This window comes from Streptomyces naganishii JCM 4654 (assembly GCF_014650575.1).
Taxonomy (GTDB): domain Bacteria; phylum Actinomycetota; class Actinomycetes; order Streptomycetales; family Streptomycetaceae; genus Streptomyces; species Streptomyces naganishii.
In genome coordinates, this window is the sequence record NZ_BMVF01000008.1 from 126,846 (window position 1) to 149,655 (window position 22,810).

General features: G+C 72.0%; 25 protein-coding genes. 14 read left to right on the plus strand and 11 right to left on the minus strand.

All coding sequences use genetic code 11. The features are described from left to right. Position 1 precedes the first annotated feature (1 nt). Positions 2 to 1,057, plus strand: coding sequence for a PadR family transcriptional regulator (locus tag IE217_RS16795; protein WP_190178680.1), 1,056 nt, complete (start codon positions 2 to 4; stop codon positions 1,055 to 1,057). Between the two features lie 29 nt (positions 1,058 to 1,086). On the opposite strand, the gene IE217_RS16800 is transcribed toward IE217_RS16795, so the two are convergent. From IE217_RS16800 to IE217_RS16815, 4 genes are all read right to left on the minus strand, one after another. After that, positions 1,087 to 1,659 (minus strand): Clp protease N-terminal domain-containing protein, encoded by a 573-nt coding sequence (locus IE217_RS16800; RefSeq protein WP_190178681.1) that lies wholly within the window; start codon positions 1,657 to 1,659, stop codon positions 1,087 to 1,089. Beyond that, complete coding sequence (locus tag IE217_RS16805; protein WP_018571396.1) at positions 1,659 to 1,868, minus strand: helix-turn-helix domain-containing protein; 210 nt, start codon at positions 1,866 to 1,868, stop codon at positions 1,659 to 1,661. Before IE217_RS16805 ends, IE217_RS16800 begins: the two co-directional genes overlap by 1 nt. 61 nt (positions 1,869 to 1,929) lie before the next feature. Next, positions 1,930 to 2,895 carry a zinc-binding dehydrogenase gene (locus tag IE217_RS16810; RefSeq protein ID WP_190178682.1) on the minus strand — a complete coding sequence of 322 codons (966 nt, stop codon included), beginning with the start codon at positions 2,893 to 2,895 and terminating at the stop codon, positions 1,930 to 1,932. Positions 2,896 to 3,057: 162 nt separating this feature from the next. Then, positions 3,058 to 4,281 carry an NAD(P)-dependent malic enzyme gene (locus tag IE217_RS16815; protein WP_190178683.1) on the minus strand — a complete coding sequence of 408 codons (1,224 nt, stop codon included), beginning with the start codon at positions 4,279 to 4,281 and terminating at the stop codon, positions 3,058 to 3,060. 546 nt (positions 4,282 to 4,827) lie between these two features. Here IE217_RS16815 and IE217_RS16820 point away from each other — a divergent pair. Genes IE217_RS16820 through IE217_RS16830 form a run of 3 tightly spaced genes read left to right on the plus strand, consistent with a single transcriptional unit; the run spans position 4,828 to position 7,561 of the window. After that, the gene (locus tag IE217_RS16820; protein ID WP_190178684.1) at positions 4,828 to 5,787 is read left to right on the plus strand and encodes an ABC transporter substrate-binding protein; all 960 of its coding nucleotides are present in this window, start codon (positions 4,828 to 4,830) and stop codon (positions 5,785 to 5,787) included. Between the two features lie 32 nt (positions 5,788 to 5,819). Next, a complete protein-coding gene (locus tag IE217_RS16825; RefSeq protein ID WP_190178685.1) occupies positions 5,820 to 6,755 on the plus strand; it encodes an amino acid ABC transporter permease in 936 nt (311 codons plus the stop codon). 53 nt (positions 6,756 to 6,808) lie between these two features. After that, positions 6,809 to 7,561 carry an amino acid ABC transporter ATP-binding protein gene (locus IE217_RS16830; protein ID WP_190178848.1) on the plus strand — a complete coding sequence of 251 codons (753 nt, stop codon included), beginning with the start codon at positions 6,809 to 6,811 and terminating at the stop codon, positions 7,559 to 7,561. A gap of 107 nt (positions 7,562 to 7,668) precedes the next feature. On the opposite strand, the gene IE217_RS16835 is transcribed toward IE217_RS16830, so the two are convergent. Continuing rightward, the gene (locus tag IE217_RS16835; protein ID WP_190178686.1) at positions 7,669 to 8,445 is read right to left on the minus strand and encodes a class I SAM-dependent methyltransferase; all 777 of its coding nucleotides are present in this window, start codon (positions 8,443 to 8,445) and stop codon (positions 7,669 to 7,671) included. Positions 8,446 to 8,559: 114 nt separating this feature from the next. Here IE217_RS16835 and IE217_RS16840 point away from each other — a divergent pair, with 114 nt between their 5' ends. Then, positions 8,560 to 9,189, plus strand: coding sequence for a CGNR zinc finger domain-containing protein (locus IE217_RS16840; RefSeq protein ID WP_189705344.1), 630 nt, complete (start codon positions 8,560 to 8,562; stop codon positions 9,187 to 9,189). Here the strand turns inward: IE217_RS16840 and sodX are convergent. Then, positions 9,093 to 9,527 (minus strand): nickel-type superoxide dismutase maturation protease, encoded by a 435-nt coding sequence (gene sodX, locus IE217_RS16845; RefSeq protein ID WP_190178849.1) that lies wholly within the window; start codon positions 9,525 to 9,527, stop codon positions 9,093 to 9,095. The two genes, IE217_RS16840 and sodX, sit on opposite strands and share 97 nt — an antisense overlap. Before the next feature lie 145 nt (positions 9,528 to 9,672). Here sodX and sodN point away from each other — a divergent pair, with 145 nt between their 5' ends. From sodN to IE217_RS16865, 4 genes are all read left to right on the plus strand, one after another. After that, positions 9,673 to 10,068, plus strand: a complete 396-nt coding sequence (sodN, locus tag IE217_RS16850; RefSeq protein ID WP_189705342.1) for a superoxide dismutase, Ni — start codon at positions 9,673 to 9,675, stop codon at positions 10,066 to 10,068. Positions 10,069 to 10,268: 200 nt separating this feature from the next. Then, the gene (locus tag IE217_RS16855) at positions 10,269 to 10,679 is read left to right on the plus strand and encodes a helix-turn-helix transcriptional regulator (RefSeq protein ID WP_190178687.1); all 411 of its coding nucleotides are present in this window, start codon (positions 10,269 to 10,271) and stop codon (positions 10,677 to 10,679) included. 9 nt (positions 10,680 to 10,688) lie between these two features. Then, positions 10,689 to 11,105: a VOC family protein gene (locus IE217_RS16860; protein ID WP_190178688.1), complete on the plus strand. Its 417-nt coding sequence runs from the start codon at positions 10,689 to 10,691 to the stop codon at positions 11,103 to 11,105. A gap of 42 nt (positions 11,106 to 11,147) precedes the next feature. After that, positions 11,148 to 11,918, plus strand: a complete 771-nt coding sequence (locus IE217_RS16865; protein ID WP_190178689.1) for a VOC family protein — start codon at positions 11,148 to 11,150, stop codon at positions 11,916 to 11,918. 353 nt (positions 11,919 to 12,271) lie between these two features. Here the strand turns inward: IE217_RS16865 and IE217_RS16870 are convergent, their stop codons facing one another. The 3 genes from IE217_RS16870 to IE217_RS16880 all read right to left on the minus strand — a co-directional run bounded on the left by IE217_RS16870 (position 12,272) and on the right by IE217_RS16880 (position 15,938). Then, positions 12,272 to 12,931, minus strand: a complete 660-nt coding sequence (locus tag IE217_RS16870) for a GNAT family N-acetyltransferase (protein WP_190178690.1) — start codon at positions 12,929 to 12,931, stop codon at positions 12,272 to 12,274. A gap of 225 nt (positions 12,932 to 13,156) precedes the next feature. Continuing rightward, positions 13,157 to 14,416: a family 2 encapsulin nanocompartment cargo protein polyprenyl transferase gene (locus IE217_RS16875; RefSeq protein ID WP_229865348.1), complete on the minus strand. Its 1,260-nt coding sequence runs from the start codon at positions 14,414 to 14,416 to the stop codon at positions 13,157 to 13,159. Between the two features lie 115 nt (positions 14,417 to 14,531). Beyond that, positions 14,532 to 15,938, minus strand: a complete 1,407-nt coding sequence (locus tag IE217_RS16880) for a family 2B encapsulin nanocompartment shell protein (protein ID WP_190178691.1) — start codon at positions 15,936 to 15,938, stop codon at positions 14,532 to 14,534. 408 nt (positions 15,939 to 16,346) lie between these two features. On the opposite strand from IE217_RS16880, the gene IE217_RS16885 reads away from it, so the two are divergent. Then, positions 16,347 to 17,219 (plus strand): 1-aminocyclopropane-1-carboxylate deaminase/D-cysteine desulfhydrase, encoded by an 873-nt coding sequence (locus IE217_RS16885; protein WP_229865359.1) that lies wholly within the window; start codon positions 16,347 to 16,349, stop codon positions 17,217 to 17,219. On the opposite strand, the gene IE217_RS16890 is transcribed toward IE217_RS16885, so the two are convergent. Continuing rightward, positions 17,220 to 18,815, minus strand: a complete 1,596-nt coding sequence (locus IE217_RS16890) for a Na+/H+ antiporter (RefSeq protein WP_190178692.1) — start codon at positions 18,813 to 18,815, stop codon at positions 17,220 to 17,222. 97 nt (positions 18,816 to 18,912) lie between these two features. Between IE217_RS16890 and IE217_RS16895 the strand changes: the two genes are divergently transcribed. The 3 genes from IE217_RS16895 to IE217_RS16905 all read left to right on the plus strand — a co-directional run bounded on the left by IE217_RS16895 (position 18,913) and on the right by IE217_RS16905 (position 21,051). Continuing rightward, entirely contained in the window at positions 18,913 to 19,173 is a 261-nt protein-coding gene (locus IE217_RS16895; protein ID WP_190178693.1) for a UBP-type zinc finger domain-containing protein, read from the plus strand. 250 nt (positions 19,174 to 19,423) lie between these two features. Then, complete coding sequence (locus IE217_RS16900) at positions 19,424 to 19,840, plus strand: ATP-binding protein (protein ID WP_009190566.1); 417 nt, start codon at positions 19,424 to 19,426, stop codon at positions 19,838 to 19,840. A gap of 17 nt (positions 19,841 to 19,857) precedes the next feature. After that, entirely contained in the window at positions 19,858 to 21,051 is a 1,194-nt protein-coding gene (locus IE217_RS16905) for an RNA polymerase sigma factor SigF (protein ID WP_190178694.1), read from the plus strand. 29 nt (positions 21,052 to 21,080) lie between these two features. Here the strand turns inward: IE217_RS16905 and IE217_RS16910 are convergent, their stop codons facing one another. Then, positions 21,081 to 21,572 (minus strand): hypothetical protein, encoded by a 492-nt coding sequence (locus IE217_RS16910; RefSeq protein WP_190178695.1) that lies wholly within the window; start codon positions 21,570 to 21,572, stop codon positions 21,081 to 21,083. A 116-nt stretch (positions 21,573 to 21,688) separates the two neighbouring features. Here IE217_RS16910 and IE217_RS16915 point away from each other — a divergent pair, with 116 nt between their 5' ends. Beyond that, positions 21,689 to 22,657 (plus strand): diacylglycerol/lipid kinase family protein, encoded by a 969-nt coding sequence (locus IE217_RS16915; protein WP_190178696.1) that lies wholly within the window; start codon positions 21,689 to 21,691, stop codon positions 22,655 to 22,657. Positions 22,658 to 22,810: the final 153 nt, after the last annotated feature.

Sequence of the window (22,810 nt, forward strand, 5' to 3'; positions counted from 1 at the left end):
CATGCCCCCCGTCTTCGCCCACGGACGCCTCCGCCTCTACCTGCTCAAGCTGCTCGACGAGGCCCCGCGCCACGGCTACGAGGTGATCCGCCTCCTGGAGGAGCGCTTCCAGGGGCTGTACGCGCCGTCGGCGGGCACCGTCTACCCCCGGCTGGCCAAGCTGGAGGCCGAGGGCCTGGTCACGCACACCACCGAGGGCGGCCGGAAGGTGTACGCCATCACGGACGCCGGCCGCGCCGAGCTCGCCGACCGCAGCGGCGAACTGGCCGACCTGGAGCTGGAGATCCGCGAGTCGGTCGCCGAGCTCGCCGCCGAGATCCGGGCCGACGTGCGCGGGGCGGCGGGCGACCTGCGCCGCGAGATGCGCGCGGCCGCCACCGAGGCCCGCAACGGCCCGGGCGCCGGCCGCACGGCCCGAGGCGCCGGGGAGTACGCCGACTTCACCGACAAGGAGGCCTGGCAGGCCGCCAAGGAGGAGATGCGGCGCGCCAAGCAGGAGTGGAAGGAGCAGGCGAGGCGGGCCAAGGACGAGAGCCGCCGCGCCCGCGAGGAGGCCCAGCGGGCCCGGCGCCAGGCCAAGGAGGCGCAGGATCGGGCCCGGGAGCAGGCGCAGGAGGAGTTGCAGCGCATCGCCAGGCGGGTGCAGGAGCAGGTGCAGGACCACTTCGCGCGGGGCGACTGGCCCACGGGGATGCGCGAGGGCCTGACCGAACTGGCCAAGGAGATGGGCGACTTCGGCAAGGACTTCGGGAAGGAGTTCGGCCGGGACCTCGGCTTCGGGCGCCCGGCGGCCGGCACCGCCGCGGGCAAGAGCCGGCCCGAGTACTCCACGACCCCGGAGGACTTCCCCGCCGCCTACGAACCCGCCTGGGCGCACGAGGACCCGACCGGCGATCCGGCCCGTGACCTGGACCGGCTGCTGGACCGCTTCCGGGACGACATCCGCGACGCGGCCCGCGACCACGGCGTCACCGCGGAACAGCTGCGGGAGACCCGCCGCCATCTGTCGACGGCGGCGGCCCACATCGCGGTGGTGCTGCGGCGGCCCAAGGTCTGAGGGCCGGCCCGGCCGTCGTGCGCCTCACCTCACCCGGCCGCGCGCGCCTCTCCCCCGCCGTACAGGACGCGGTTCAGCGTCTCGTACGTCACCCCGTGATCGGCGAGGACCTCGGCCGGCACGCCGGGGCGGGAGGCGAGGGCGAGCAGGAGGTGCTCGTCGCCGATGTGCCGGTCCCGGTGGCCGAGGGCCACGCGCAACGACTGGGTGAGCAGGTCCTTGGCGCCGCGGCTGAACGGCCGCCTGCCGGACCAGTGCCGGCCGGGGGCGGGCCGCCTTGCCGCCAACGCGCCCTCGCCGTGCGTCTCTTCGACGCGTGAGACCACCGCCGACAGGTCGATGCCGAGTCCGGAGAGCGCCTCGGCGTCGGCCCGGGAGAGCCCGCCCTGTCGGCGCGCCCGCTCCAGGTCCCGTACGACGGCCTGCCGCCGGGCCGGGGTGAGGCCGAGCGCCGCCAGGGCGAACGAACCCCGGCTGCCCTCGCGGTCGAACAGGGCGAGCAGGACGTGGGACTCCTCGACCCGTTCCGCACCCGCCCGTTCGGCGTGCCCCACCGCGCCCTCGACCACGGCGCGGGCGTCCTTGGTGAACCGTTCGAACATCACTGCCTCCCGTACTTCTTGTGCACGGCCTGCCTGCTGACGCCGAGTTCGGCGGCGATCTCCTGCCACGACCAGCCCTGGTTGCGCGCGCTGCGCACCTGCACCGCCTCCAGCTGCTCCAGCAGCCGGCGCAGCGCGGCGACGGCCCGCAGGCCGACCCGGGGGTCCCGGTCGCCCGCGCGCTCGGCGAGATCCGTTGCTTCGGTCATGGTGTCAACGTACGTTGACATACAGGCAGGCGTCAACCTTGGTTGACGTAAGGCGTGGTGGTCAGTCGTTGGTCAGTACGATCTTGCCGAACTGGTCGCCCGCCTCGAGCCGTTCGAAGCCCTCGCGGGCCCGGTCGAGCGGAAGCACCTCGTCGATCACGGGACGCACACCGGTGGCCGCGCAGAAGGACAGCAGGTCCTCCAGTTCGTCCTTGGTGCCCATGGTGGAGCCGACGACCTTCAGCTCCAGGAAGAAGATCCGGGTCAGCTCGGCGTGCGAGGGACGGTCGCCGCTCGTGGCGCCGGAGATGACGATCGTGCCGCCCGGCCGCAGCGACTTCACCGAGTGCGACCAGGTGGCCGCGCCCACGGTCTCGATCACGGCGTCCACCCGCTGCGGCAGCCGGGCCCCCGACTCCAGCGCCTCCACCGCGCCGAGCTCCAGCGCCCGCTTGCGCTTGGCCTCGTCCCTGCTGGTGGCGAAGACCTTCAGCCCGGCCGCCTTGCCGAGCACGATGGCCGCCGTGGCGACACCGCCGCCGGCGCCCTGCACGAGGACGGAGTCGCCGGGCCGCACCCCGGCGTTGGTGAAGAGCATCCGGTAGGCCGTGAGCCAGGCCGTGGGCAGGCAGGCGGCCTCGGTGAAGGAGAGCTCCTTCGGCTTGGGCAGGATGTTCCAGGTGGGCACGGAGACCTGCTCGGCGAAGGTGCCCTGGTAGTGCTCGGTGAGGATGGAGCGGGGCTCACGGGGGCCGACCCCGTGTCCGCTCTGGCCGATCACGGAGTGCAGGACGACCTCGTTGCCGTCCTCGTCGACGCCCGCGGCGTCGCAGCCGAGGATCATCGGCAGCTTGTCCTCGGACAGGCCGACACCCTTGAGCGACCACAGGTCGTGGTGGTTGAGTGAGGCGGCCCTGACGTTGACGGTGCTCCAGCCGGGGCGGGCCTCGGGGGCCGGGCGCTCCCCCGACTCCAGACCGTTCAACGGCCGGTCGCGGTCGATTCGGGCGGCGTAGACAGCGAACATGACCTTGACGATAGGCGCGCGTCCCCGCGGAGGGAACCAGCCCCCTCTGTGACACACACCCTCTTGCCAATCCCCCGCGCCATGGGCCGGTCCCACGGCCCACCCGCCCCCGGGCACGCGTACGGCCCCGCCCGTGAGCCGGGCGGGGCCGTACGCGGTGGGTCAGCGGCGGGCGACGCCCTCCGCCCGGGCGGCCGCCGCCACCGCGGCGGTCACCGCCGGGGCGACCCGCTCGTCGAACGGCGAGGGGATCACGTAGTCCGGGGCGAGGTCGTCACCGACCACGCCCGCCAGCGCCTCGGCGGCCGCGATCTTCATGCCCTCGGTGATCCGGGAGGCCCGCACCTGGAGCGCGCCCGCGAAGATGCCGGGGAACGCCAGGACGTTGTTGATCTGGTTCGGGAAGTCCGACCGGCCGGTGGCGACGACCGACGCGTACTTGCGCGCGACGTCGGGGTGCACCTCCGGGTCGGGGTTGGCCATGGCGAACACGAAGGCCCCCTCGGCCATCGACGCCACGGCGGACTCCGCGACCGTACCGCCGGAGACGCCGATGAAGACGTCGGCGCCGGCCAGCGCGTCCTCCAGCGAGCCGGTGACGCCCGCCTTGTTGGTGAACTGCGCCAGCTCCCGCTTGACCGGCGTGAGGTCCTCGCGGTCGGCGGACACCACGCCCTTGCGGTCGGCGACCGCCACATCGCCGATGCCGGCCTCGACCAGCATCTTGGCGATGGCGACACCGGCCGCGCCGGCGCCCGAGATCACGGCCCGCAGCTCACCGAGCGCGCGCCCGCTCAGCCGCGCCGCGTTGCGCAGCGCCGCCAGCGTCACGACCGCCGTGCCGTGCTGGTCGTCGTGGAAGACCGGGATGTCCAGCCGCTCCTGCAGCCGGCGCTCGATCTCGAAGCACCGGGGCGCCGAGATGTCCTCCAGGTTCACTCCGCCGAAGGACGGCGCGAGCCGCACCACGGTCTCGACGATCTCGTCGACGCCGGTGCAGTCCAGCGCGATCGGCACCGCGTCCACGCCGCCGAACTGCTTGAAGAGGATGGCCTTGCCTTCCATCACCGGAAGGGAGGCCTCGGGGCCGATGTCCCCGAGCCCGAGCACGGCCGTGCCGTCGGTCACGACGGCGACCACGGACGACTTCCACGTGTAGTCGTGGACCAGTTCCGGCTGCTCGGCGATGGCGGTGCACACCCGCGCGACGCCGGGCGTGTACGCCAGGGACAGGTCGTCCTTGTCGCGGACGGGCACGGTGGCCTGCACGGCCATCTTGCCGCCGCGGTGCAGCGCGAAAGCCGGATCGAAGGAATCGAGCGGCTCTGCCCCGCCGTCCCGTTCCGTACTGCCGTCGCTGCGAGGATTGACGATCTCCGCTGCCACTTGGTTTTACCCCTTAATTGTTCATGGATTGAGGGTGGCCACTCCTGGTGAGGGGTGGGCGGGACCGCGCACGCCCCAGTAGGTGATGCTTCGGGCGCATACGCGACGGGCGCGCCGCACACGCGCCCTGAGCCCCGGATGAGGGGTGTAAAGAACCTTCTTACCGGACGGACGGCGTCGGGGACGAGTCCATAACGCCAAGGTCACATGACGGCGAGCCGACACTTGGCCCAATATGGGGACAAGCTCTCGCCGAATGCTCGACACGGCCTGGAGCCGCCCAAACACCCTGTTCCACCGTCCGCATCCCGAGATGGGCCGAAGATCTTCCGGCCGGGAGGAGGCTTTCCCGTAGATGGTCCGGCCCTCGTGGGCCGGTTCCGAGCGGCTGGGGGATCACCCGTTATCCGATTTTGACATGGCGATTCCCCTGAATGGCGCAACCCGAATGGCAAGATGCGTCAATCACACGAGGTCGCGACACCCGAAGGTGTGTGTTCTCGTCGACCCATCGGCATCTCCACCCATCCGCCGGAGGAACCCACCATGACCGCAGGCTCCACCCGTCGTACGACCGCCGCGCACTCCCGTCTTGCCGCGGTCGGTGCGATCGCGGTCGCAGGCGCCCTGATTCTCACCGGCTGCGGTGACCAGACCAAGAACAAGAACAACTCGTCCGGCAGCTCGTCCGCCGCCTCCGCGCCGCTCGCCGGCAAGCTCCCGGCCTCGATCCGCGACAAGGGCGTCATCCGGGTCGGCTCGGACATCTCCTACGCGCCGGTCGAGTTCAAGGACAACTCGGGCAACGTCGTCGGCCTCGACCCCGACCTGGCGGCCGCCATGGGCAAGCAGCTCGGCGTGAAGTTCGACTTCCAGAACGGAACGTTCGACGCCCTGCTCACCGGCCTCCGCTCCAACCGCTACGACATCGCCATGTCCGCGATGACGGACAACAAGAACCGCCAGGAGGGCGTCGACCCGACCACGGGCAAGAAGGTCGGCGAGGGCGTCGACTTCGTCGACTACCTCACCGCCGGTGTCTCCATCTACACCCGCAAGGGTGACACCAAGGGCATCACCTCCTGGTCCGACCTGTGCGGCAAGAAGGTCGCCGTGGAGCGCGGAACCGTCTCCGAGGACCTCGCCAAGGCCGAGGCGAAGAAGTGCCCGAGCGGCAAGACGCTCTCCATCCAGGCCTTCGACGACAACCAGCAGGCCGAGACCCGCCTGCGCTCGGGCGGCGCGGACGCGGTGTCCGCCGACTTCCCGGTCGCCGCGTACGCGGTCAAGACCTCCGGCGGCGGCAAGGACTTCCAGATCGTCGGCGGCCAGGTCGAGGCGGCCCCGTACGGCATCGCGGTCGCCAAGTCGAACACGCAGCTGCGCGACGCCCTCCAGGCCGCGCTCAACGCGGTCATCAAGAGCGGCGAGTACGAGAAGATCCTCCAGAAGTGGGGCGCCCAGGACGGCGCCGTCAAGGAGTCGGTCATCAACGGCGGCAAGTGACCGCGCCGAGCGGCCACTGAAAGGCAACACCCGTGACTGCTGACATCGACAAGACGGCGGGGCCGACGAGCACGCCCCCGTCCGGCCCGGATGCCATCAAGGCCATCCCGGTCCGGCACTACGGACGCTACGTCTCCGCCGTCATCGCCATCGCGATCCTGGTGGCGATCATCTACGCGTTCGGCCAGGGCAAGATCAACTGGCATGCGGTGCCGAGCTACTTCTTCGACGACCGCATCATCAGGGGCGTCGGCAAGACCCTCCTGCTGACGGTCCTGTCGATGCTGATCGGCATCGTCGGCGGCATCGTCCTGGCGGTGATGCGCCTGTCGAAGAACCCGGTGACCTCGTCCATCTCGTGGTTCTACATCTGGTTCTTCCGCGGCACCCCGGTCCTGGTCCAGCTGTTCCTGTGGTTCAACCTCGGCCTGGTGTTCGAGTACATCGACCTCGGTCCGATCTACAAGGACTACTGGTCGGACTTCATGACCCCGCTGCTGACGGCGCTGCTCGGCCTCGGCCTGAACGAGGCCGCGTACATGGCGGAGATCTGCCGCGCCGGCCTCCTCGCGGTCGACGAGGGCCAGACCGAGGCGGCCCACGCGCTGGGCATGAGCCACGGCCGGACCCTGCGGCGGATCATCATCCCGCAGGCCATGCGGGTGATCGTGCCGCCGACCGGCAACGAGGTCATCAACATGCTGAAGACGACCTCGCTCGTGGCGGCCGTCCAGTATCCGGAGCTGTTCCGCTACGCCCAGGACATCGGCCAGGTCTCCGGCGCCCCGGTGGAGATGTACTTCCTCGCCGCCGCCTGGTACCTGATCATGACCTCCGTGCTGAGCGTGGGCCAGTACTACATCGAGCGGTACTACGCCCGCGGCTCCAGCCGCAGCCTGCCGCCGACGCCGTGGCAGAAGGTCAGGGCACATCTGACGACCTTCTCCAGCAGGAAGGTGACGGCATGACCGACAAGCTCGAGAAGAACGACGCCACCACCCCGCGCGACGCCTCCGCCGCGATGGTCAAGGCCGAGGGCGTGCACAAGTCCTTCGGCCAGGTGGAGGTCCTCAAGGGCATCGACCTGGAGGTCAGGCCCGGCGAGGTGTTCTGCCTCATCGGCCCCTCCGGCTCCGGCAAGTCGACCTTCCTCAGGTGCATCAACCACCTGGAGAAGATCAACGCCGGCCGGCTGTACGTCGACGGCGAACTCGTCGGCTACCGGCAGCAGGGCGACAAGCTCTACGAGCTGCGCGACCGCGAGGTCGCGATGAAGCGCCGGGACATCGGCATGGTCTTCCAGCGCTTCAACCTGTTCCCGCACATGACCGCGCTGGAGAACGTCGTCGAGGCGCCGGTGCAGGTCAAGGGCCTGAACAAGGGCCAGGCCAAGGAGCGGGCGATGCAGCTCCTGGAGCGCGTGGGCCTCGCCGACCGCGCCGGGCACTACCCCTCGCAGCTCTCCGGCGGCCAGCAGCAGCGCGTGGCGATCGCCCGCGCGCTGGCGATGGACCCCAAGCTGATGCTGTTCGACGAGCCGACGTCGGCGCTGGACCCGGAGCTGGTCGGTGACGTCCTCGACGTCATGCGCGACCTCGCCGAGTCCGGCATGACGATGGTCGTCGTGACCCACGAGATGGGCTTCGCCCGCGAGGTGGGCGACAGCCTGGTCTTCATGGACGAGGGCGTGGTGGTCGAGTCGGGCCACCCGCGCGAGGTGCTGACCAACCCGCAGCACGAGCGCACCCAGTCCTTCCTGTCCAAGGTGCTCTAGGGCGAAGGCGCCGCGGGCGGTACGCCCGAAGGGGGCGGTACGGATCGATCCGTACCGCCCCTTCGCCGTACGGTGTGCCGATGCCGTACCGCCCCCTGGCCGTGCCGTCACTTCACCGCGAGCAGCAGTGTGTCCGAGGGCGAGCACCAGACGGGGCGGGCCTCGGCGAACCCCTTCTCGCGCAGCACGCGCGCGTGCCACGCGGCGGAGGGCATGTCGCCGTCGGCGTGCTCGCCGTAGATCTCGAAGCGGCGGGCGGTCGGGCCGGCGAGCACCGGGTCCCCGGCGGCCAGCTGCCACCACTGGCTCCAGTCCAGGGCGCCCCCGCGCGTGGCCTCGTCCATGCGCGCGTGCCGCTGGGCGCGCTCGGCCGCGTTGATCCGGGGCGTGCTCTCGTCGATCATGTGGTCCGCGTTCATGAAGACACCGCCGTCGCGGACGAGTTCCGCGACCGATCCGTAGAGGACCGCGAGGGGTTCGCTGTGCAGCCAGTGCAGGGCCGTGGCGGTCAGGACGGCGTCGTAGGAGTCGTAGGGCAGTTCCGCCCGCCAGCCGGGGTCCTTCAGGTCGGCCGTCACGAAGGAGACCCGCTCGTCGCCCTCGAAGGTGCCGCGCGCGATGGCGAGCAGCGCGGGGTCGAGGTCGACGCCGGTGCTGGTGGCCTCGGGGAAGCGGGCGAGCAGCCGGGCGGTGATGGAGCCGGTGCCGCAGGCGAGGTCGAGGACGCGCGGCGCGGTGCCGACCAGTGCCTCCACCATGTCCAGCATGATGCGGAAGCGGTCCTCGCGGTCGGGCATGTACCACTCCTGCTGCCGGTCCCAGCTCTCCTGCCAGGCCCGCCAGTCGGCCCCCGTCGCGGTGATGTCCATGCTCGTGTCCGTCATCGCTGCCCTCCCTGAACGCCGGTCACGCGACCACCGTCGCGTAATACCCTGTAAGCACGACCGGCTGTTACCGACCGCCTCCATGACCATAGAGCGCCGCCGTAAGGACTACAAGTGGAACTGGCCTATTACTCGGATTACGCCGTACGTCTCGTCAACAGCGAGGAGCCGGCCCGGGGCAAGGACGCGCTGACCTCGGTCGAGGCGGTGCGCGACCTGTTCGGCGCCAACGCCTCGGCGGCCCGCCGCGCCACCGACGCCGACGTGACCCGCTTCCGTTCGGTACGCGCCCGGCTGCGCTCGGTCTTCGAGGCGGCCGACGCCGGCGACGAGACGCTGGCGGTGGACCTGCTGAACTCCCTGCTGCTGGAGTTCCCGGTGAGCCCGCAGATCTCCGGGCACGACCACCGCGACGAGGACGGCCGCCCGCTGTGGCACATGCACCTGGCCGACCACCCGTCCAACGCCACCGCGGGCTACGCGGCGATCGCCGCCATGGGCCTGGCCTTCCACCTGACGGAGTACGGCGTCGACCGGCTCGGCCTGTGCGAGGCGGCCCCCTGCCGCAACGCCTACCTCGACACCTCGACCAACCGCTCGCGCCGCTACTGCTCGGACCGCTGCGCGACCCGCGCCAACGTGGCCGCCTACCGGGCCCGCAAGCGCCTGGAGGCCGACCGGTCGGTGAACACGGGCCTGGCCGCGGACAGCGCCCAGCGCAGCAGCGCCAGCGGCGAGCGCTGAGCGGGCTTGCGCGGCCGGTAGCGGAACCACACCTTGCCCAGGACCAGGTCCTCGGGCACGGTCCCGTAGTCGGTGCTGTCGCCGCCCGCGTAGGCGTTGTCCCCGAGCACCCACCAGCCGCCCTCGCGCAGCTCCGCCGCGCGCTTGACGACCAGCAGGTCCTGCTGGAAGGGGTGCCGCAGGACCATCACGTCACCGGGCCGGATCCGGGCGCCGTACTGCACCAGGAGCCGGTCCCCGTGGTACAGCGTGGGCACCATGGACGGCCCGGTCACCTCGGCCAGCCCGAAGGGCAGCACCGCGCCCCTGCGCTCGGTCTCCTGCGACAGCTCCGGCATCCCCGGCACCTCCCCGGTCCGTTCCTCCACCAGTCTCAGTCTGACCCCGGACTTTTGTCCTAAGCCCTAGGGGGCACTCGCGAAAACACGCCTTGCAGGGAGTAATGTCCCACCTGAGAAGACGATCACGAGGAAGGAATGCTCCATGCTTTCCCGCCTGTTTGCCCCCAAGGTCAAGGTCAGCGCGCACTGCGACCTTCCCTGCGGTGTGTACGACCCGGCCCAGGCCCGCATCGAGGCGGAGTCGGTGAAGGCCATCCAGGAGAAGATGGCCGGAAACGACGACCCGCACTTCCAGGCGCGGGCCACCGTCATCAAGGAGCAGCGTGCCGAGCTGGCGAAGCACCACGTCTCCGTGCTGTGGAGCGACTACTTCAAGCCCCCGCACTTCGAGAAGTACCCGGAGCTGCACCAGCTGGTCAACGACACGCTGAAGGCCCTCTCCGCCGCCAAGGCCTCCACCGACCCGGCGACGGGCCAGAAGGCGCTGGACCACATCGCCCAGATCGACAAGATCTTCTGGGAGACCAAGAAGGCCTGACACCGGCTTTCCCCGGCGCACCCGGCACGCAGGCCCCCGAGCACGGCGGCCCTCGCGTGCCGGGTGCGTGCTTTCCGGTTCTGGTCAGCCCTCCTTCAACGTTGCTGGCCCAACCGGCCGTTCCCGTCCGGGAGTCCTACCGGCCACCGTGCCGGTGACGGCGCCGTCCACCGGACCGGTGTCCGTGTCATGCTGTGCGGATGACCCCCGAAGACCTGGTGCGGCTGCGGCGGGCCCGTGACCGGATGAACCGCGAGTACGCCGAGCCGCTCGACATGGCCTCACTCGCACGGGACGCGCTGATGTCGCCGGGGCACTTCCAGCGCAGCTTCCGGGCCGCCTTCGGCGAGACGCCCTACAGCTACCTCATGACGCGTCGTATCGAGCGCGCGAAGGCCCTGCTCAGGCGGGGCGACCTCAGCGTCACGGAGGTGTGCGTGGCGGTGGGCTGCACCTCGCTCGGCTCGTTCAGCTCGCGCTTCACCGAGCTGGTCGGGCAGACGCCGAGCGCCTACCGGGCGCGGTCTCACGAGGACGGCGCGGTGATCCCGGCGTGCGTGGCGCGGACCTTCACGCGCCCGAGGCGCGCGGGGCGGCCGCTCGCGCCCTAACGTGTGGGCATGGACCTCAAACTCCACCAGTGCTTCATCGCCGTCGACGACCACGACAAGGCGCTCACCTTCTACCGGGACGTCCTCGGGCTGGAAGTCCGCAACGACGTCGGGTTCGAGGGCATGCGGTGGGTGACCGTGGGGTCACCGCTCCAGCCGGACGTGGAGATCGTGCTGGAGCCGCCCGCCGCCAACCCCGACGCCTCCCCCGCCGACAAGGAGGCCATGGCCCAGCTGCTGGCCAAGGGCATGCTGCGCGGTGTCATCTTCTCCACCCCCGACTGCGACGCCCTCTTCTCCCGGGTCGAGGAGTACGGCGCCGATGTCGTCCAGGAGCCGATGGACCAGCCGTACGGAGTGCGCGACTGCGCCTTCCGCGACCCGGCCGGGAACCTGCTGCGCTTCATGGAGCGCCCCCGGGACTGAAAGCCGCCCGGGCGGGGGACTTCAGCGCCCTACGATCACGCCATGAGCATCCGCTGGACGTACGTCTTCGCCGACCGGCCCGCCGCGCGGTTCGCCCGCGCCCGGGAGTTCTGGACCGCCGTCACGGGCACCCGGGCGTCCGAACCACGCGGCGAGCACGGCGAGTTCGTCACCCTGCTGCCGTCCGGGGACGCGGCGGGCGCCGGCCCCGACCCGTGCGTGAAGCTCCAGGCCGTCGCCTCCGAGAAGGCGGGCGCCCACCTGGACCTCGCCGTCGACGACGTGGACGGGTTCGTGGCGTCGGCGGTGCGGACGGGTGCCGAGGTGCACGCCGGGCACGACGGCTGGGCCGTACTCCGTTCGCCCGCCGGGCAGTTGTTCTGCGCGGTGCCCTGGCACGGTGAGTCCGCGCGCCCGCCCGTCGTCCGGGGCAGCCGCCTGGACCAGGTATGCCTCGACGTCCCGCCCTCGGCCCACGACGCCGAGGTCGCCTTCTGGACACGGCTGCTGGACGGCTGGGAGTCACGCCCCGGCTCCCTCCCGGAGTTCCACGTCATCACGCCGCCGCCCGGACTGCCCGTCCGCGTCCTGGTCCAGCGCCTGAACGAGGAACGGCCCGCCTCCGCCCACCTGGACCTGGCCTGCGCGGACATCCCCGCGACGCGCGCCCGCCACGAGGAACTCGGCGCCGTCCATGTCGCCGACCACCCCCACTGGACGGTGCTGCGCGACCCGGCGGGCGCCCTGTACTGCCTGACGGCACGCGACCCGCAGACGGGCGGCCTGCCCCCGAAGACCGGGAACGCGGGCTAACCGTCCCCGAGCGTCCGCGCGGACGAGGCCCCCGCGTCCGGACCCCGCACCGGTGGTCCGCCGGGACCCGGCGCCGGTGCCTGGCTTGGCGCCGGTCTCGGCGTCGGTGTCGGGTCCGGACTCGGTGTCGCGCTTGGGTCCGTGTCCGGGTTCGGCGTCGCGTCCGGAGTCCGTCTCGGCTCCTCGGGCCGGTCGGCCGCCGCGGCGGTGTCCGGCCCGCAGCGCGGGTTCCGGCACGGTCCGGGCTCCCATACGGGGACCCAGGCGCCCAGCGTCTTGCGCCGCCGGACCACTGTCTCCACCGGCTGCCCGCAGACGGGGCACCGGTGTTCCTGGCCCTCCATGCCTCCAGGCTAGGCCGAGCGCGGCTGCGCCGCTTCCCGCGAGCGGGGCTCCCGCCACATCGGCCACATCCGGGGGCCGCCGTCCGGGAGGTCGAGCGTGGCTCCCGTGAAGGCGAAGCCGAGGCGCTCGTACAGCTTGGTGCTGCGGGCGCTGCTGGCCTCCAGATACGCGGGCAGGCCCGCACGGTCGCACCGCCGCAGGGCGTGCTCGATGAGCGCGCTGCCCAGACCGTCGCCCTGCCGGTCCGGCGTCACGCCGATCATCCACAGGTACTCGTGGGCACGGCCGGCGGGGTGCGCCTCGGCCATCAGCCGGGCTATCTCCTCCACCCGCTCGTTCGCGGGATCCACGGCCTCGCGCAGTCGCACGGCCTCGTCGGTCCCGTCGTCCTCCTTCCCGTCGTCGCCTTCGTCGCCTTCTTGTTCCTGGTCACCGGCGGGCACCGGCAGCCACAGCGCGCACGCCGCGCCGTCCACCGTGACGTCGATCCGTCCGTCGGCCAGCACGATGTCGGTGAACGCGGCCATCAGCCGATGGTGGGTCGCACGGCGGTACTCCTCACCCGGGAAGACCCAGCCGCTCACCGGGTCGTCCTGGAATGCCTCGTCCAGCAGCCGCACGACCAGCTCCCGGTCGCCCGGTCCTGCGGCCCGGATTCCCACGCCCATCAATGCCCCTCCGCCTCAACCGACCGCCCCCGTACGGGTGTTGAGCCTACTGGGTGGCCGCGCGGACCGGGTGGGGTGGCAGGCCCCGCACACCGTGGGGCAGTGCGGGACCCGCCGAACCGGTGCCCCGGCGGCCGTACGGGGTCAGGAGCCGTACGGGCCCGGTGACTCCGGGGTCCAGAGTCCTCAAGAGCCGGTCACGCTCGGCGGTGCCGGGCCGTGGTCTCAGGCCGTGCGCCGGGTGACGAACTCCGCCAGCGCCAGCAGTCCGTCCGCGGCCCGGGGGTCCGGGATGGCCCGGGACAGGTCGTGCAGGGCCCGGGACATGCGGTCGGCCGCCTGGGTCTGCGCCCAGTCGCGTCCCCCGGCCCGCTCCACGGCCAGCGCGGCGCGGTCCTCGTCTCCTTCCTGGTGGGGCCGGGCGTACAGCTCGGCGAGTTCCGTCGCGGCCGGTGTGCCGGAGGTCAGCGCGGCGACCACCGGCAGGGACTTCTTGCGGGCGGCGAGGTCGGCGCCGGCCGGCTTGCCGGTACGGCCGGGGTCGCCCCATATGCCGATCACGTCGTCGATGAGCTGGAAGGCCAGCCCGGCCTGCCGGCCGAACGCGTCCAGCGCCTCGACCTCCTCCTCCCCCGCCCCCGCGTACAGCGCGCCGATGGCGCAGGCGCAGCCGAGCAGCGCCCCGGTCTTGGCCTCGGCCATGGCGAGCACCTCGGCGAGGGTGACCTCGTCGGGGGCGCGGGCCTCCAGGGCGGTGTCCGCCTGCTGTCCCGCGCACAGCTCCACGACGCAGGCGGCGAGCCGGGCGGCGGCCGCCCGGGACGCCGGGTGCGGGTCCCCGGCCAGCAGCCCGAGGGCGAGTGCCTGGAGGGCGTCCCCGGCGAGGATGGCCTCGGCGTCCCCGAACACCGTCCACGCGGTGGGCCGGTGCCGGCGGGTGGCGTCCCGGTCCATCACGTCGTCGTGCAGCAGCGTGAAGTTGTGGACCAGTTCCACCGCCGCGGCCGCCCGGGCCGCCGCCGCCCTGGCCTCCGGCCCGCCGAGTGCGGCGGCCGCGGTCAGGACCAGCGCCGGGCGGATCGCCTTGCCCGCGTTCCCCGCGGCGGGGGTGCCGTCCGGGTGTTCCCAGCCGAAGTGGTAGCGGGCGATCCGCCGCATGGACGCGGGCAGTGAGGTGACCGCCGCCCGCAGTTCGGGCTCGACGGCGGCCCTGGACCGCCCGAGGATCACCGCGGCGTCCTGCCCTTCGGCCACCCCCTCGCCCGCTCTCTCGGCCGTCCCTCCGGCCGCTCCTGCGGCTGCCCGCCCGGCCGTGCCTTCGACCGTGCGCCCGGCGGTCCCCTCCGCCGTCCCCCCGGCGCCACCGCCGTCGTCCCCGAGCGGGCGCCGGGGCAGCGGCGCGACGGGCACTGGTCCCCGCCCCGTACCGGCCTGCCGCTGCACATCGGGCGGGTGTTGCGTCGTCTCCGTCATGATCTCGGCCATCCGATCCCCCTCGGGCAGTCCCCGGGCGCCGGCGGCGACGCCACCGCGTCCGGGCGCGTACCCCCCGGGTGTACCCGGCCGGGCCGGCCGGGACACCGTGCTGCAGCGAGCGACGTCAGCGCCACCGGCCGACCTCGATGTTCTCCAGGACACCGAGCGCGTCGGGCACCAGCACCGCCGCGGAGAAGTAGGCGGTGACGAGGTACTTGATGATCGCCTGCTCGTTGATGCCCATGAAGCGCACGGACAGGCTCGGCTCGATCTCGTCCGGGATGCCCTTCGCGCGCAGTCCGATGACTCCCTGGTCCTCCTCTCCGGTACGCAACGCGATGATCGAGCTGGTCCGGGCCTCCGTCACCGGGATCTTGTTGCACGGGAAGAGCGGCACTCCCCGCCAGGTGGGGATGCGGTTGCCGCCCATGTCGATGGTCTCCGGGACCAGTCCCCGCTTGTTGAGCTCACGGCCGAACGCGGCGATCGCGCGCGGATGGGCGAGGAACAGCCTGGTGCCGCGGCGCCGGCTGAGCAGCTCGTCCATGTCGTCGGGGCTCGGCACTCCGTCGTGCGGCTGGATCCGCTGGTCGTACTCGCAGTTGTGCAGCAGTCCGAAGTCCCGGTTGTTGATCAGCTCGTGCTCCTGGCGCTCCTTCAGCGCCTCGACGGTGAGCCGCAGCTGCTGCTCGGTCTGGTTCATCGGCTGGTTGTAGAGGTCCGCCACGCGCGAGTGGATGCGCAGGACGGTCTGGGCGATGCTCAGCTCGTACTCACGGGGCCTCGCCTCGTAGTCGACGAAGGTGTGCGGGATGTCCGGCTCGCCGCTGTGGCCCGCGGCGAGGTCCACCGCCTTCTCGCCGAACTTGTTGGTGCGCTGCTCGGGGATGGAGCGCTGCCGCTGGAGGTGGGCGCGCAGGGACTCGGCGCGCTCAGCGACCTGCTCGAAGTCGTGACGGGACAGGATGAGCACGGTGCACGCGGTGTCCGCGCGGGCCGTGTACTCCCAGATGGCGTCCGGGTCGAGGAGCGCGTGCTCGCCGAAGTACGCCCCGTCGGCGAGGAAGCCGAGCACCTGGTCGTCGCCGTAGGGACCGGTGCCGACCTTCTCGACCCGGCCGTGGGCGAGCAGGTACACCTCCTCCGCCTGGTTGCCGAAGGCGGCGATCACCTGGCCGGCGCCGATCTCGCGCTGCCGGCAGCGCTGGGCGATCTCGGAGAGCACTCCGTCGTCCTCGTAGCCCCGCAGGGCGGGCAGTTCGCCGAGTTCCGCGGGGATGACCTCGACGCGGTCGCCGGTCTTCACGAACGTGATGCGGCCGTCGCCGACCGCGTAGGTCAGCCGCCGGTTCACCCGGTACGTGCCGCCCTGCACGTCGACCCAGGGCAGCATGCGCAGCAGCCAGCGCGAGCTGATCTCCTGCATCTGGGGAACGGACTTGGTCGTGGTGGCCAGGTTCCGCGCGGCCGCGGTGCCGAGGCTCTGCTGCGGCCGGCCCTGCTCCGTGCGGACCTCTTCGCCTACCGACATAGAGATTTGCCCTCCCGTTTCATGCCCGGCCGGATCGGCGCCGGGCATCGATTGCACGCACCAGCGTTCCATCACGCACCGTGCTCGTACCATTACACGAAAGAGCGGGAATGGATCATCGTGGCCCCGGGCACACATGGGGACCACGATCGCGACCGGCGGGACAATGGCCCGGTGACCAGCTCCGCAGCCCCCGGCCCGGCCGGCTCCGCTCCGACGGCGACCGGGCACCCCGTCCCCGGCCTCACGTCCGGTTCCGACCCCGGCTCCGGCATCACATCCGGTGCCGGCTCCGGCATCACGTCCGGTTCCAGTCCCGGCTCCGCGGACCATTTCCCCGCCCCCGGCTCCGCGCCCGATCCCTCCACCCCCGGCTCCGCGTCCGCTCCCGCCGCCCTCTCCCCCCTTCTGCCGTCCCCCGTCCAGGAGCTGGACGACGAGCGGTTCGCCCGGCGCGGGCTGCGGCTGCTGCTCAAGCGGGACGACCTGATCCACCCGGAGCTGATCGGCAACAAGTGGCGCAAACTCGCACCGAACCTCGAGGCCGCGGCCGGACGGACGGTGCTCACCTTCGGCGGCGCCTACTCCAACCACCTGCGCGCCACGGCCGCCGCGGGCCGCCTGCTCGGCCTGCCCACCATCGGCGTGGTCCGCGGCCACGAGCTCGCCGGCCGGCCGCTCAACCCCTCCCTGGCCCGGTGCGAGGCGGACGGGATGCGGCTGTGCTTCGTGGACCGCGCGACATATCGCCGCAAGGGCGAGCCGGAGACGCTCGCGGCACTGCTGCGCGCGGCCGGGGCCGAGGACGCGTACGTCGTGCCCGAGGGCGGCAGCAACACCCTCGCGGTGCGCGGCTGCACCGCCCTCGGCGAGGAGACCGGCGAGCAGGCGGACGTCGTCGCCCTGGCCTGCGGCACCGGCGGCACCCTCGCCGGGCTGGCCGCCGGTCTGGCCCCGGGCAGGCGCGCCCTCGGCATACCGGTCCTCAAGGGCGGGTTCCTGACCGCCGGCATAGAGCGGCTGCAGGAAGAGGCCTTCGGCGCCCGCCGCGGCACCTGGTGGCTCGACGACCGCTTCCACTTCGGCGGCTACGCCCGCACCAGCCCGGAACTGCACGCCTTCGCCGAGGACTTCACCGACCGCCACGGCGTTCCCGTCGAGCGCCTGTACGTCGCCAAGCTGCTGTACGCGCTCGTCGCCCTGGCCGGCGAGCGCGCCTTCCCGCGCGGGACGACGATCGCCGCGGTGATCACGGGCCGCCCCTTCCCCGAGCCCGTCTGATCAGGCGGCCTCGCGGTAGGCGGCCGCCTCCTCCAGGTCCAGCCTGCGCAGCAGGGTGCGGAGCATCTCGTCGTCGATGTAGCGGCCGTCCCTCAGCCGTACGAAGACCGAGCGCTCGACGCCGATCATCTCCCGGGACAGCCGGCGGTAGGTGTCGTCGACCGACTCGCCGGTGACGGGGTTGGTCTGGCCCAGGCGTTCCCAGACGGCGTTGCGGCGGCGTTCCAGCACCGCGCGGAGCCGCTCGGCGAGCGGTTCGGGCAGTGTGTTGCGCTCGTCGGTGAGCAGTTCCTCCAGGCGCCGCTCGGCGGCCCGTGACGCCTGTGCCTGGGCGTTCGCCTCGGCGAGCGTGACGGCCTGGGCGTCCCGGCCCGGGAACTTCAGCACACGGATCAGCGGGGGCAGGGTGAGTCCCTGGACGACCAGCGTCCCGATGACGGTCGTGAAGGTCAGGAAGAGCAGCAGGTTGCGCTGCGGGAAGGGGGCGCCGTCGTGCGTGGTGACCGGGATGGAGAAGGCGATGGCCAGTGACACCACGCCCCGCATCCCGGCCCACGCGGTGACCATCGCACCCCTCCAGGTGGGGCTCTCCTCGCGCTCCCGGACGCCCCGGAACAGCAGCCGCGGCAGGAAGGCGGACGGGTACACCCACACGAACCGGACGGCGACGACCGCCAGGAAGACGGCGATCGCGTACCAGGCGGCCGCGGCGCCCTGGTTCCGCCCGAGCCCCTTGAGCACGAACTGCAGCTGCAGCCCGATGAGGGCGAACACCGAGGACTCCAGCACGAACGCCACCATCTTCCACACGGCCTCCTCCTGCAGCCGGGTGGCGAAGTCGACCTCCCACGCGCGGTGTCCGAGGTAGAGGGCGACCGTGACGACCGCGAGGACACCGGAGGCGTGCAGCTGCTCGGCGACGCCGTAGGCGACGAAGGGGATCAGCAGGGAGAGCGTGTTCTGCAGCAGCGCCTCGTGCAGGTGGGTGCGCAGCCAGTGGATCGGCGCCATGAGCACCAGCCCGATCCCGACGCCGCCGACCGCCGCGACCAGGAACTCGCGCACCCCTCCCGCCCAGGTCGCCCCCTCGCCGACCGCCGCGGCCAGGGCCACCTTGAAGGCGGTGATCGCGGTGGCGTCGTTGAGCAGGGACTCCCCCTGGAGGATGGTGGTGATGCGCGAGGGCAGACCGACCCGGCGGGCGACCGCCGTGGCCGCGACCGCGTCCGGCGGCGCCACCACCGCGCCCAGCACCAGGGCCGCCGTGAGCGGCAGCCCTGGGACGATCAGATAGGCGACCCAGCCGACCGCGACGGTCGCGAAGAGCACGTAGCCGACCGAGAGCAGCGCCACCGGCCGCAGCTGCGCGCGCAGGTCCAGGTAGGAGCTGTCGACGGCCGAGGTGTAGAGCAGCGGGGGCAGCAGCAGGGGCAGGACCACTCCGGGGTCGAGGGTGTAGTCGGGCACGCCGGGGAGGTAGGAGACGGCCAGCCCGGCGGCGACCAGCAGGAGAGGCGCCGGCACCGGGGTGCGCCGGGCGGCCCCCGCCACCGCCGCACTGCCCGCCACCAGCAACAGCAGCGGCATCACGTCCATGGTCCTCGCCCACCCATCGTCTCTCGACCGGCCATCGTTTCCCGCCCGCCCGCTTTTTCCACGCGGCCACCCGCGAGCCCGTCGTAACCTGGCAATCATGAAACAGTGCATGCACGCAGGCGCGCTGCCGCGTCCGGAGCCCGGACCCCAGAGCGAGACGTGCCTGGAGTGCCTGGCGGAGGGCACGAACCCGGTGCAGCTCCGCCTGTGTCTCACCTGTGGCCACGTCGCATGCTGCGACTCCTCCCCGAGTCAGCACGCGACCAAGCACCACAAGGACACCGGCCACCCGGTGATGCAGACCTTCGAGCCCGGTGAGGACTGGCGTTGGTGCTTCGTGGATCACGTACTCGTGTGACCGGCGCCGGGGACGGTTCGACCGTCTGACGTCTGGGTACGTCAACCCGGCGCGCGCTGTTCCCATTTGGGCCCGCAGAACCTCTAGCCACGGAGCGTATCCGCAGCTTTACTATGAGTGACGGCAAGGGTCGGGGTCCCGGGACAGGAATGCCGAGAGCGCGGTAGCGTCACCGCTGAACCACGTAGGGCGTTACCCCCGAGGGGCGACCCTCGGCCCTGAGAATGCTTGTACCACCTTGGAGGTGAGGGTGTCCCAGATCGCAGGCGAGCCCGCGGCGAACCAGGACTTCGTGGAGGTCCGGCTGCCGGCTGCGGGTGCCTACCTGTCGGTGCTGCGGACGGCCACGGCCGGCCTCGCGGCCCGTTTGGACTTCACCCTCGACGAGATCGAGGACCTGCGCATCGCGGTCGACGAGGCCTGCGCGATCCTGCTCCAGCAGGCCGTGCCGGGCTCGGTGCTCAGCTGCGTCTTCCGGCTCGTCGACGACTCGCTCGAGGTCACCGTGTCGGCCCCGACCACCGACGGTCACGCGCCTTCCCGCGACACGTTCGCCTGGACCGTGCTGTCGGCCCTCGCGGGCAAGGTCTCCTCCGCCGTGGACGAGGACAAGACCGTTTCGATCAGTCTCTACAAACAGCGCGGCGCGGGACCCGGGCCGGCGTGAGGAACGGGGACGGGCCGGTGCGGGACGAAGAGCGCGGCACACGGGAGCTGCCGGCCGAGCGCGGGACGGCGTCCCGCGCGGACGGGGCCGCGAGCCCGGGCGAGGGCGGCCCGGGAGGCCCGGCCGCGTCCGGGCGCGCGGCGGGCGGCATCGACGGGATCCCCGAGCAGGCGAGGCCCCATCCGGAGGACGGGCCGCTCAGCCACGTCCCGCCGGACCAGGGGCCGCCGGAGCAGGACGACGCCGTGCAGGTCACGCCTCCACCGGCGCGGAGCGAGGGCTCCGCCGGCCAGGGGGGCCCTCCCACTCGCGGGCCGAGGGTGGGGGAGGAGGCGAGGACTCGGGGAAGGGCAACGGGCGGGACGATGAGCGAGCACGAGCGGAACTCCGAGGACGACGCGCACTCCGTGCCGAACACGCACAGCGCGCCGAACGCGCACGGTGCGCACGGCGCGCCGCACGACCGCAGCGGCGCACGCGCGATGTTCGTCGAACTGCGCGCGCTGAAGGAGGGCAGCCCGCAGTACGCGGAGCTGCGCAACCAGCTGGTCCGCATGCACCTGCCGCTCGTCGAGCACCTCGCGCGCCGCTTCCGCAACCGCGGCGAGCCGCTGGACGACCTGACCCAGGTCGCCACCATCGGCCTGATCAAGTCGGTGGACCGGTTCGACCCGGACCGCGGGGTCGAGTTCTCGACGTACGCGACCCCGACGGTCGTCGGTGAGATCAAGCGGCACTTCCGGGACAAGGGCTGGGCGGTGCGCGTGCCGCGCCGGCTGCAGGAGCTGCGGCTCGCGCTCACCACGGCGACCGCCGAGCTGTCCCAGCTGCACGGCCGCTCCCCCACGGTGCACGAGCTCGCCGAGAAGCTCGCCATCTCCGAGGAGGAGGTCCTGGAGGGCCTGGAGTCGGCCAACGCCTACTCCACGCTGTCCCTGGACGTCCCCGACACCGACGACGAGTCCCCGGCGGTCGCCGACACCCTGGGCGCCGAGGACGAGGCGCTGGAGGGCGTGGAGTACCGCGAGTCGCTCAAGCCGCTGCTGGAGGACCTCCCGCCGCGCGAGAAGCGCATCCTGCTGCTGCGTTTCTTCGGCAACATGACCCAGTCGCAGATCGCGCAGGAGGTCGGCATCTCCCAGATGCACGTCTCCCGGCTGCTGGCCCGCACCCTGGCCCAGCTGCGGGAGAAGCTCCTGGTGGAGGAGTAGCCGGAAACGGGCGGGCAGGGGTCGTACGGCTACTGCCGCTCGGTCTCCCGGGCGCGGCCCGGTCCCTTGATGCCGAGGGCCCGGGTCGTCGCCGGGTTCACCAGCAGGACCAGCCCCGCCACGGCCACCACCGCGAGCGCGACGCCGGCCCAGACGGCCACGCTGTCGGCCTGGAGCAGGCTGTAGGCGACGGGAAGCGCCATGATCTGCGTGATGACCGCGGGGCCGCGGCTCCAGCCGCGCCGCAGCAGCAGCCCGCGCGCGGCCAGCAGCGGCAGCAGCGCGAGCACCAGGACGGTGATCCCTCCGGTGACGGCCTGCTGCCGGTCACCGCCGTCACGCGTCACGCCGAGGACGAGCATCCAGACCCCGCCGGCGACCAGGGCGAGCCCCTCCAGCGCGGACAGCACGGCCGCGTACGTCAGGCGGCGCGGGCGCGGTCCGGCGGGGCCCGTGTCCGTGTCGGCGTCCGCGGCGGTGGCGGCCGTGGTCTCGGGGGTGGGGTTCTGCTTGCTGCTCACCCCAGAAGGGTAGCCCTCGGGGAGCCCGGGGCCGTGTCCAGGCTCACGCCCGTGGCTCTTACCGGATCCCTACCTCGCTATGGGCCGAGTACCGCCCAGTAGGTACGCTGCACCCCATGCGTGCACTTCTCGTGGTCAATCCGGCGGCTACCACCACAAGCGCACGTACGCGTGACGTCCTGATCCACGCGCTCGCCAGCGAGATGAAGCTGGAGGCGATCACCACCGAGTACCGCGGCCACGCCCGCGACCTGGGCAGGCAGGCCGCGGACAGCGACGACGTCGGCCTGGTGGTGGCCCTGGGCGGCGACGGCACCGTCAACGAGGTCGTCAACGGCCTGCTGCACCGCGGCCCGGACCCCGAGCGGCTGCCCCGCCTCGCCGTGGTCCCCGGCGGCTCCACCAATGTCTTCGCCCGCGCCCTGGGTCTGCCCAACGACGCCGTCGAGGCCACCGGCGCGATCCTCGACGCGCTGCGCGACGGCAGCGAGCGCACGGTCGGCCTGGGCCTCGCCTGCGGCACCCCGGGCTCCGAGGACGCGGCGGTCCCCGAGCGCTGGTTCACCTTCAATGCCGGGCTCGGTTTCGACGCGGGCGTGGTCGGCCGGGTGGAGCAGCAGCGCGAGCGCGGCAAGAAGTCCACGCACGCCCTCTACGTACGGCAGGTGATCCGCCAGTTCCTCGGCGAGCCGAGCCGCCGGCACGGGGCGATCACACTGGAGCGGCCCGGCGAGGACCCGGTCGCCGATCTGGTGGTGGCCATAGTGTCGAACACCTCGCCGTGGACGTATCTCGGCAATCGCCCGATGTACACGTCGCCTAAGGCCTCGTTCGACACGGGGCTCGACGTACTCGGTCTCAGCCGCCTGTCCACGGCCGCGGTTGCCCGGTATGGCACCCAGTTGCTCACTTCGTCCCCGGAGCGCGGCCCCCAGGGCAGGCATGCCGTTTCACTCCACGACCTGAGCGGCTTCACCTTGCATTCGAAGGTCCCGCTCCCCCTCCAGATGGACGGTGACCACCTGGGGCTGCGTACGAGCGTGACGTTCACAGGCGTACGCCGTGCACTGCGTGTGATTGTGTGAGCGGAACGGGCCAAAGTCCTTTCACTCGAACGTTTAGGCCAGGATCCACCCCATGGAAGTACGGCTGTGACCTAGTCGACACCGAGGAATCAAAAAAAACTTTTCGGAAGGGGTTGTATCCGCCGCTGAGGTTTGCGAGTCTCTACGTGGCGA

Bases quoted from the DNA above. Each gene is read 5' to 3' on its own strand.
- IE217_RS16795 (WP_190178680.1), top strand. From the start codon at position 2: ATGCCCCCCGTCTTCGCCCACGGACGCCTCCGCCTCTACCTGCTCAAG.
- IE217_RS16800 (WP_190178681.1), bottom strand. From the start codon at position 1,659: ATGTTCGAACGGTTCACCAAGGACGCCCGCGCCGTGGTCGAGGGCGCG.
- IE217_RS16805 (WP_018571396.1), bottom strand. From the start codon at position 1,868: ATGACCGAAGCAACGGATCTCGCCGAGCGCGCGGGCGACCGGGACCCC.
- IE217_RS16810 (WP_190178682.1), bottom strand. From the start codon at position 2,895: ATGTTCGCTGTCTACGCCGCCCGAATCGACCGCGACCGGCCGTTGAAC.
- IE217_RS16820 (WP_190178684.1), top strand. From the start codon at position 4,828: ATGACCGCAGGCTCCACCCGTCGTACGACCGCCGCGCACTCCCGTCTT.
- IE217_RS16830 (WP_190178848.1), top strand. From the start codon at position 6,809: ATGGTCAAGGCCGAGGGCGTGCACAAGTCCTTCGGCCAGGTGGAGGTC.
- IE217_RS16835 (WP_190178686.1), bottom strand. From the start codon at position 8,445: ATGACGGACACGAGCATGGACATCACCGCGACGGGGGCCGACTGGCGG.
- sodX (WP_190178849.1), bottom strand. From the start codon at position 9,527: ATGCCGGAGCTGTCGCAGGAGACCGAGCGCAGGGGCGCGGTGCTGCCC.
- sodN (WP_189705342.1), top strand. From the start codon at position 9,673: ATGCTTTCCCGCCTGTTTGCCCCCAAGGTCAAGGTCAGCGCGCACTGC.
- IE217_RS16855 (WP_190178687.1), top strand. From the start codon at position 10,269: ATGACCCCCGAAGACCTGGTGCGGCTGCGGCGGGCCCGTGACCGGATG.
- IE217_RS16860 (WP_190178688.1), top strand. From the start codon at position 10,689: ATGGACCTCAAACTCCACCAGTGCTTCATCGCCGTCGACGACCACGAC.
- IE217_RS16865 (WP_190178689.1), top strand. From the start codon at position 11,148: ATGAGCATCCGCTGGACGTACGTCTTCGCCGACCGGCCCGCCGCGCGG.
- IE217_RS16870 (WP_190178690.1), bottom strand. From the start codon at position 12,931: ATGGGCGTGGGAATCCGGGCCGCAGGACCGGGCGACCGGGAGCTGGTC.
- IE217_RS16875 (WP_229865348.1), bottom strand. From the start codon at position 14,416: ATGGCCGAGATCATGACGGAGACGACGCAACACCCGCCCGATGTGCAG.
- IE217_RS16880 (WP_190178691.1), bottom strand. From the start codon at position 15,938: ATGTCGGTAGGCGAAGAGGTCCGCACGGAGCAGGGCCGGCCGCAGCAG.
- IE217_RS16890 (WP_190178692.1), bottom strand. From the start codon at position 18,815: ATGGACGTGATGCCGCTGCTGTTGCTGGTGGCGGGCAGTGCGGCGGTG.
- IE217_RS16895 (WP_190178693.1), top strand. From the start codon at position 18,913: ATGAAACAGTGCATGCACGCAGGCGCGCTGCCGCGTCCGGAGCCCGGA.
- IE217_RS16915 (WP_190178696.1), top strand. From the start codon at position 21,689: ATGCGTGCACTTCTCGTGGTCAATCCGGCGGCTACCACCACAAGCGCA.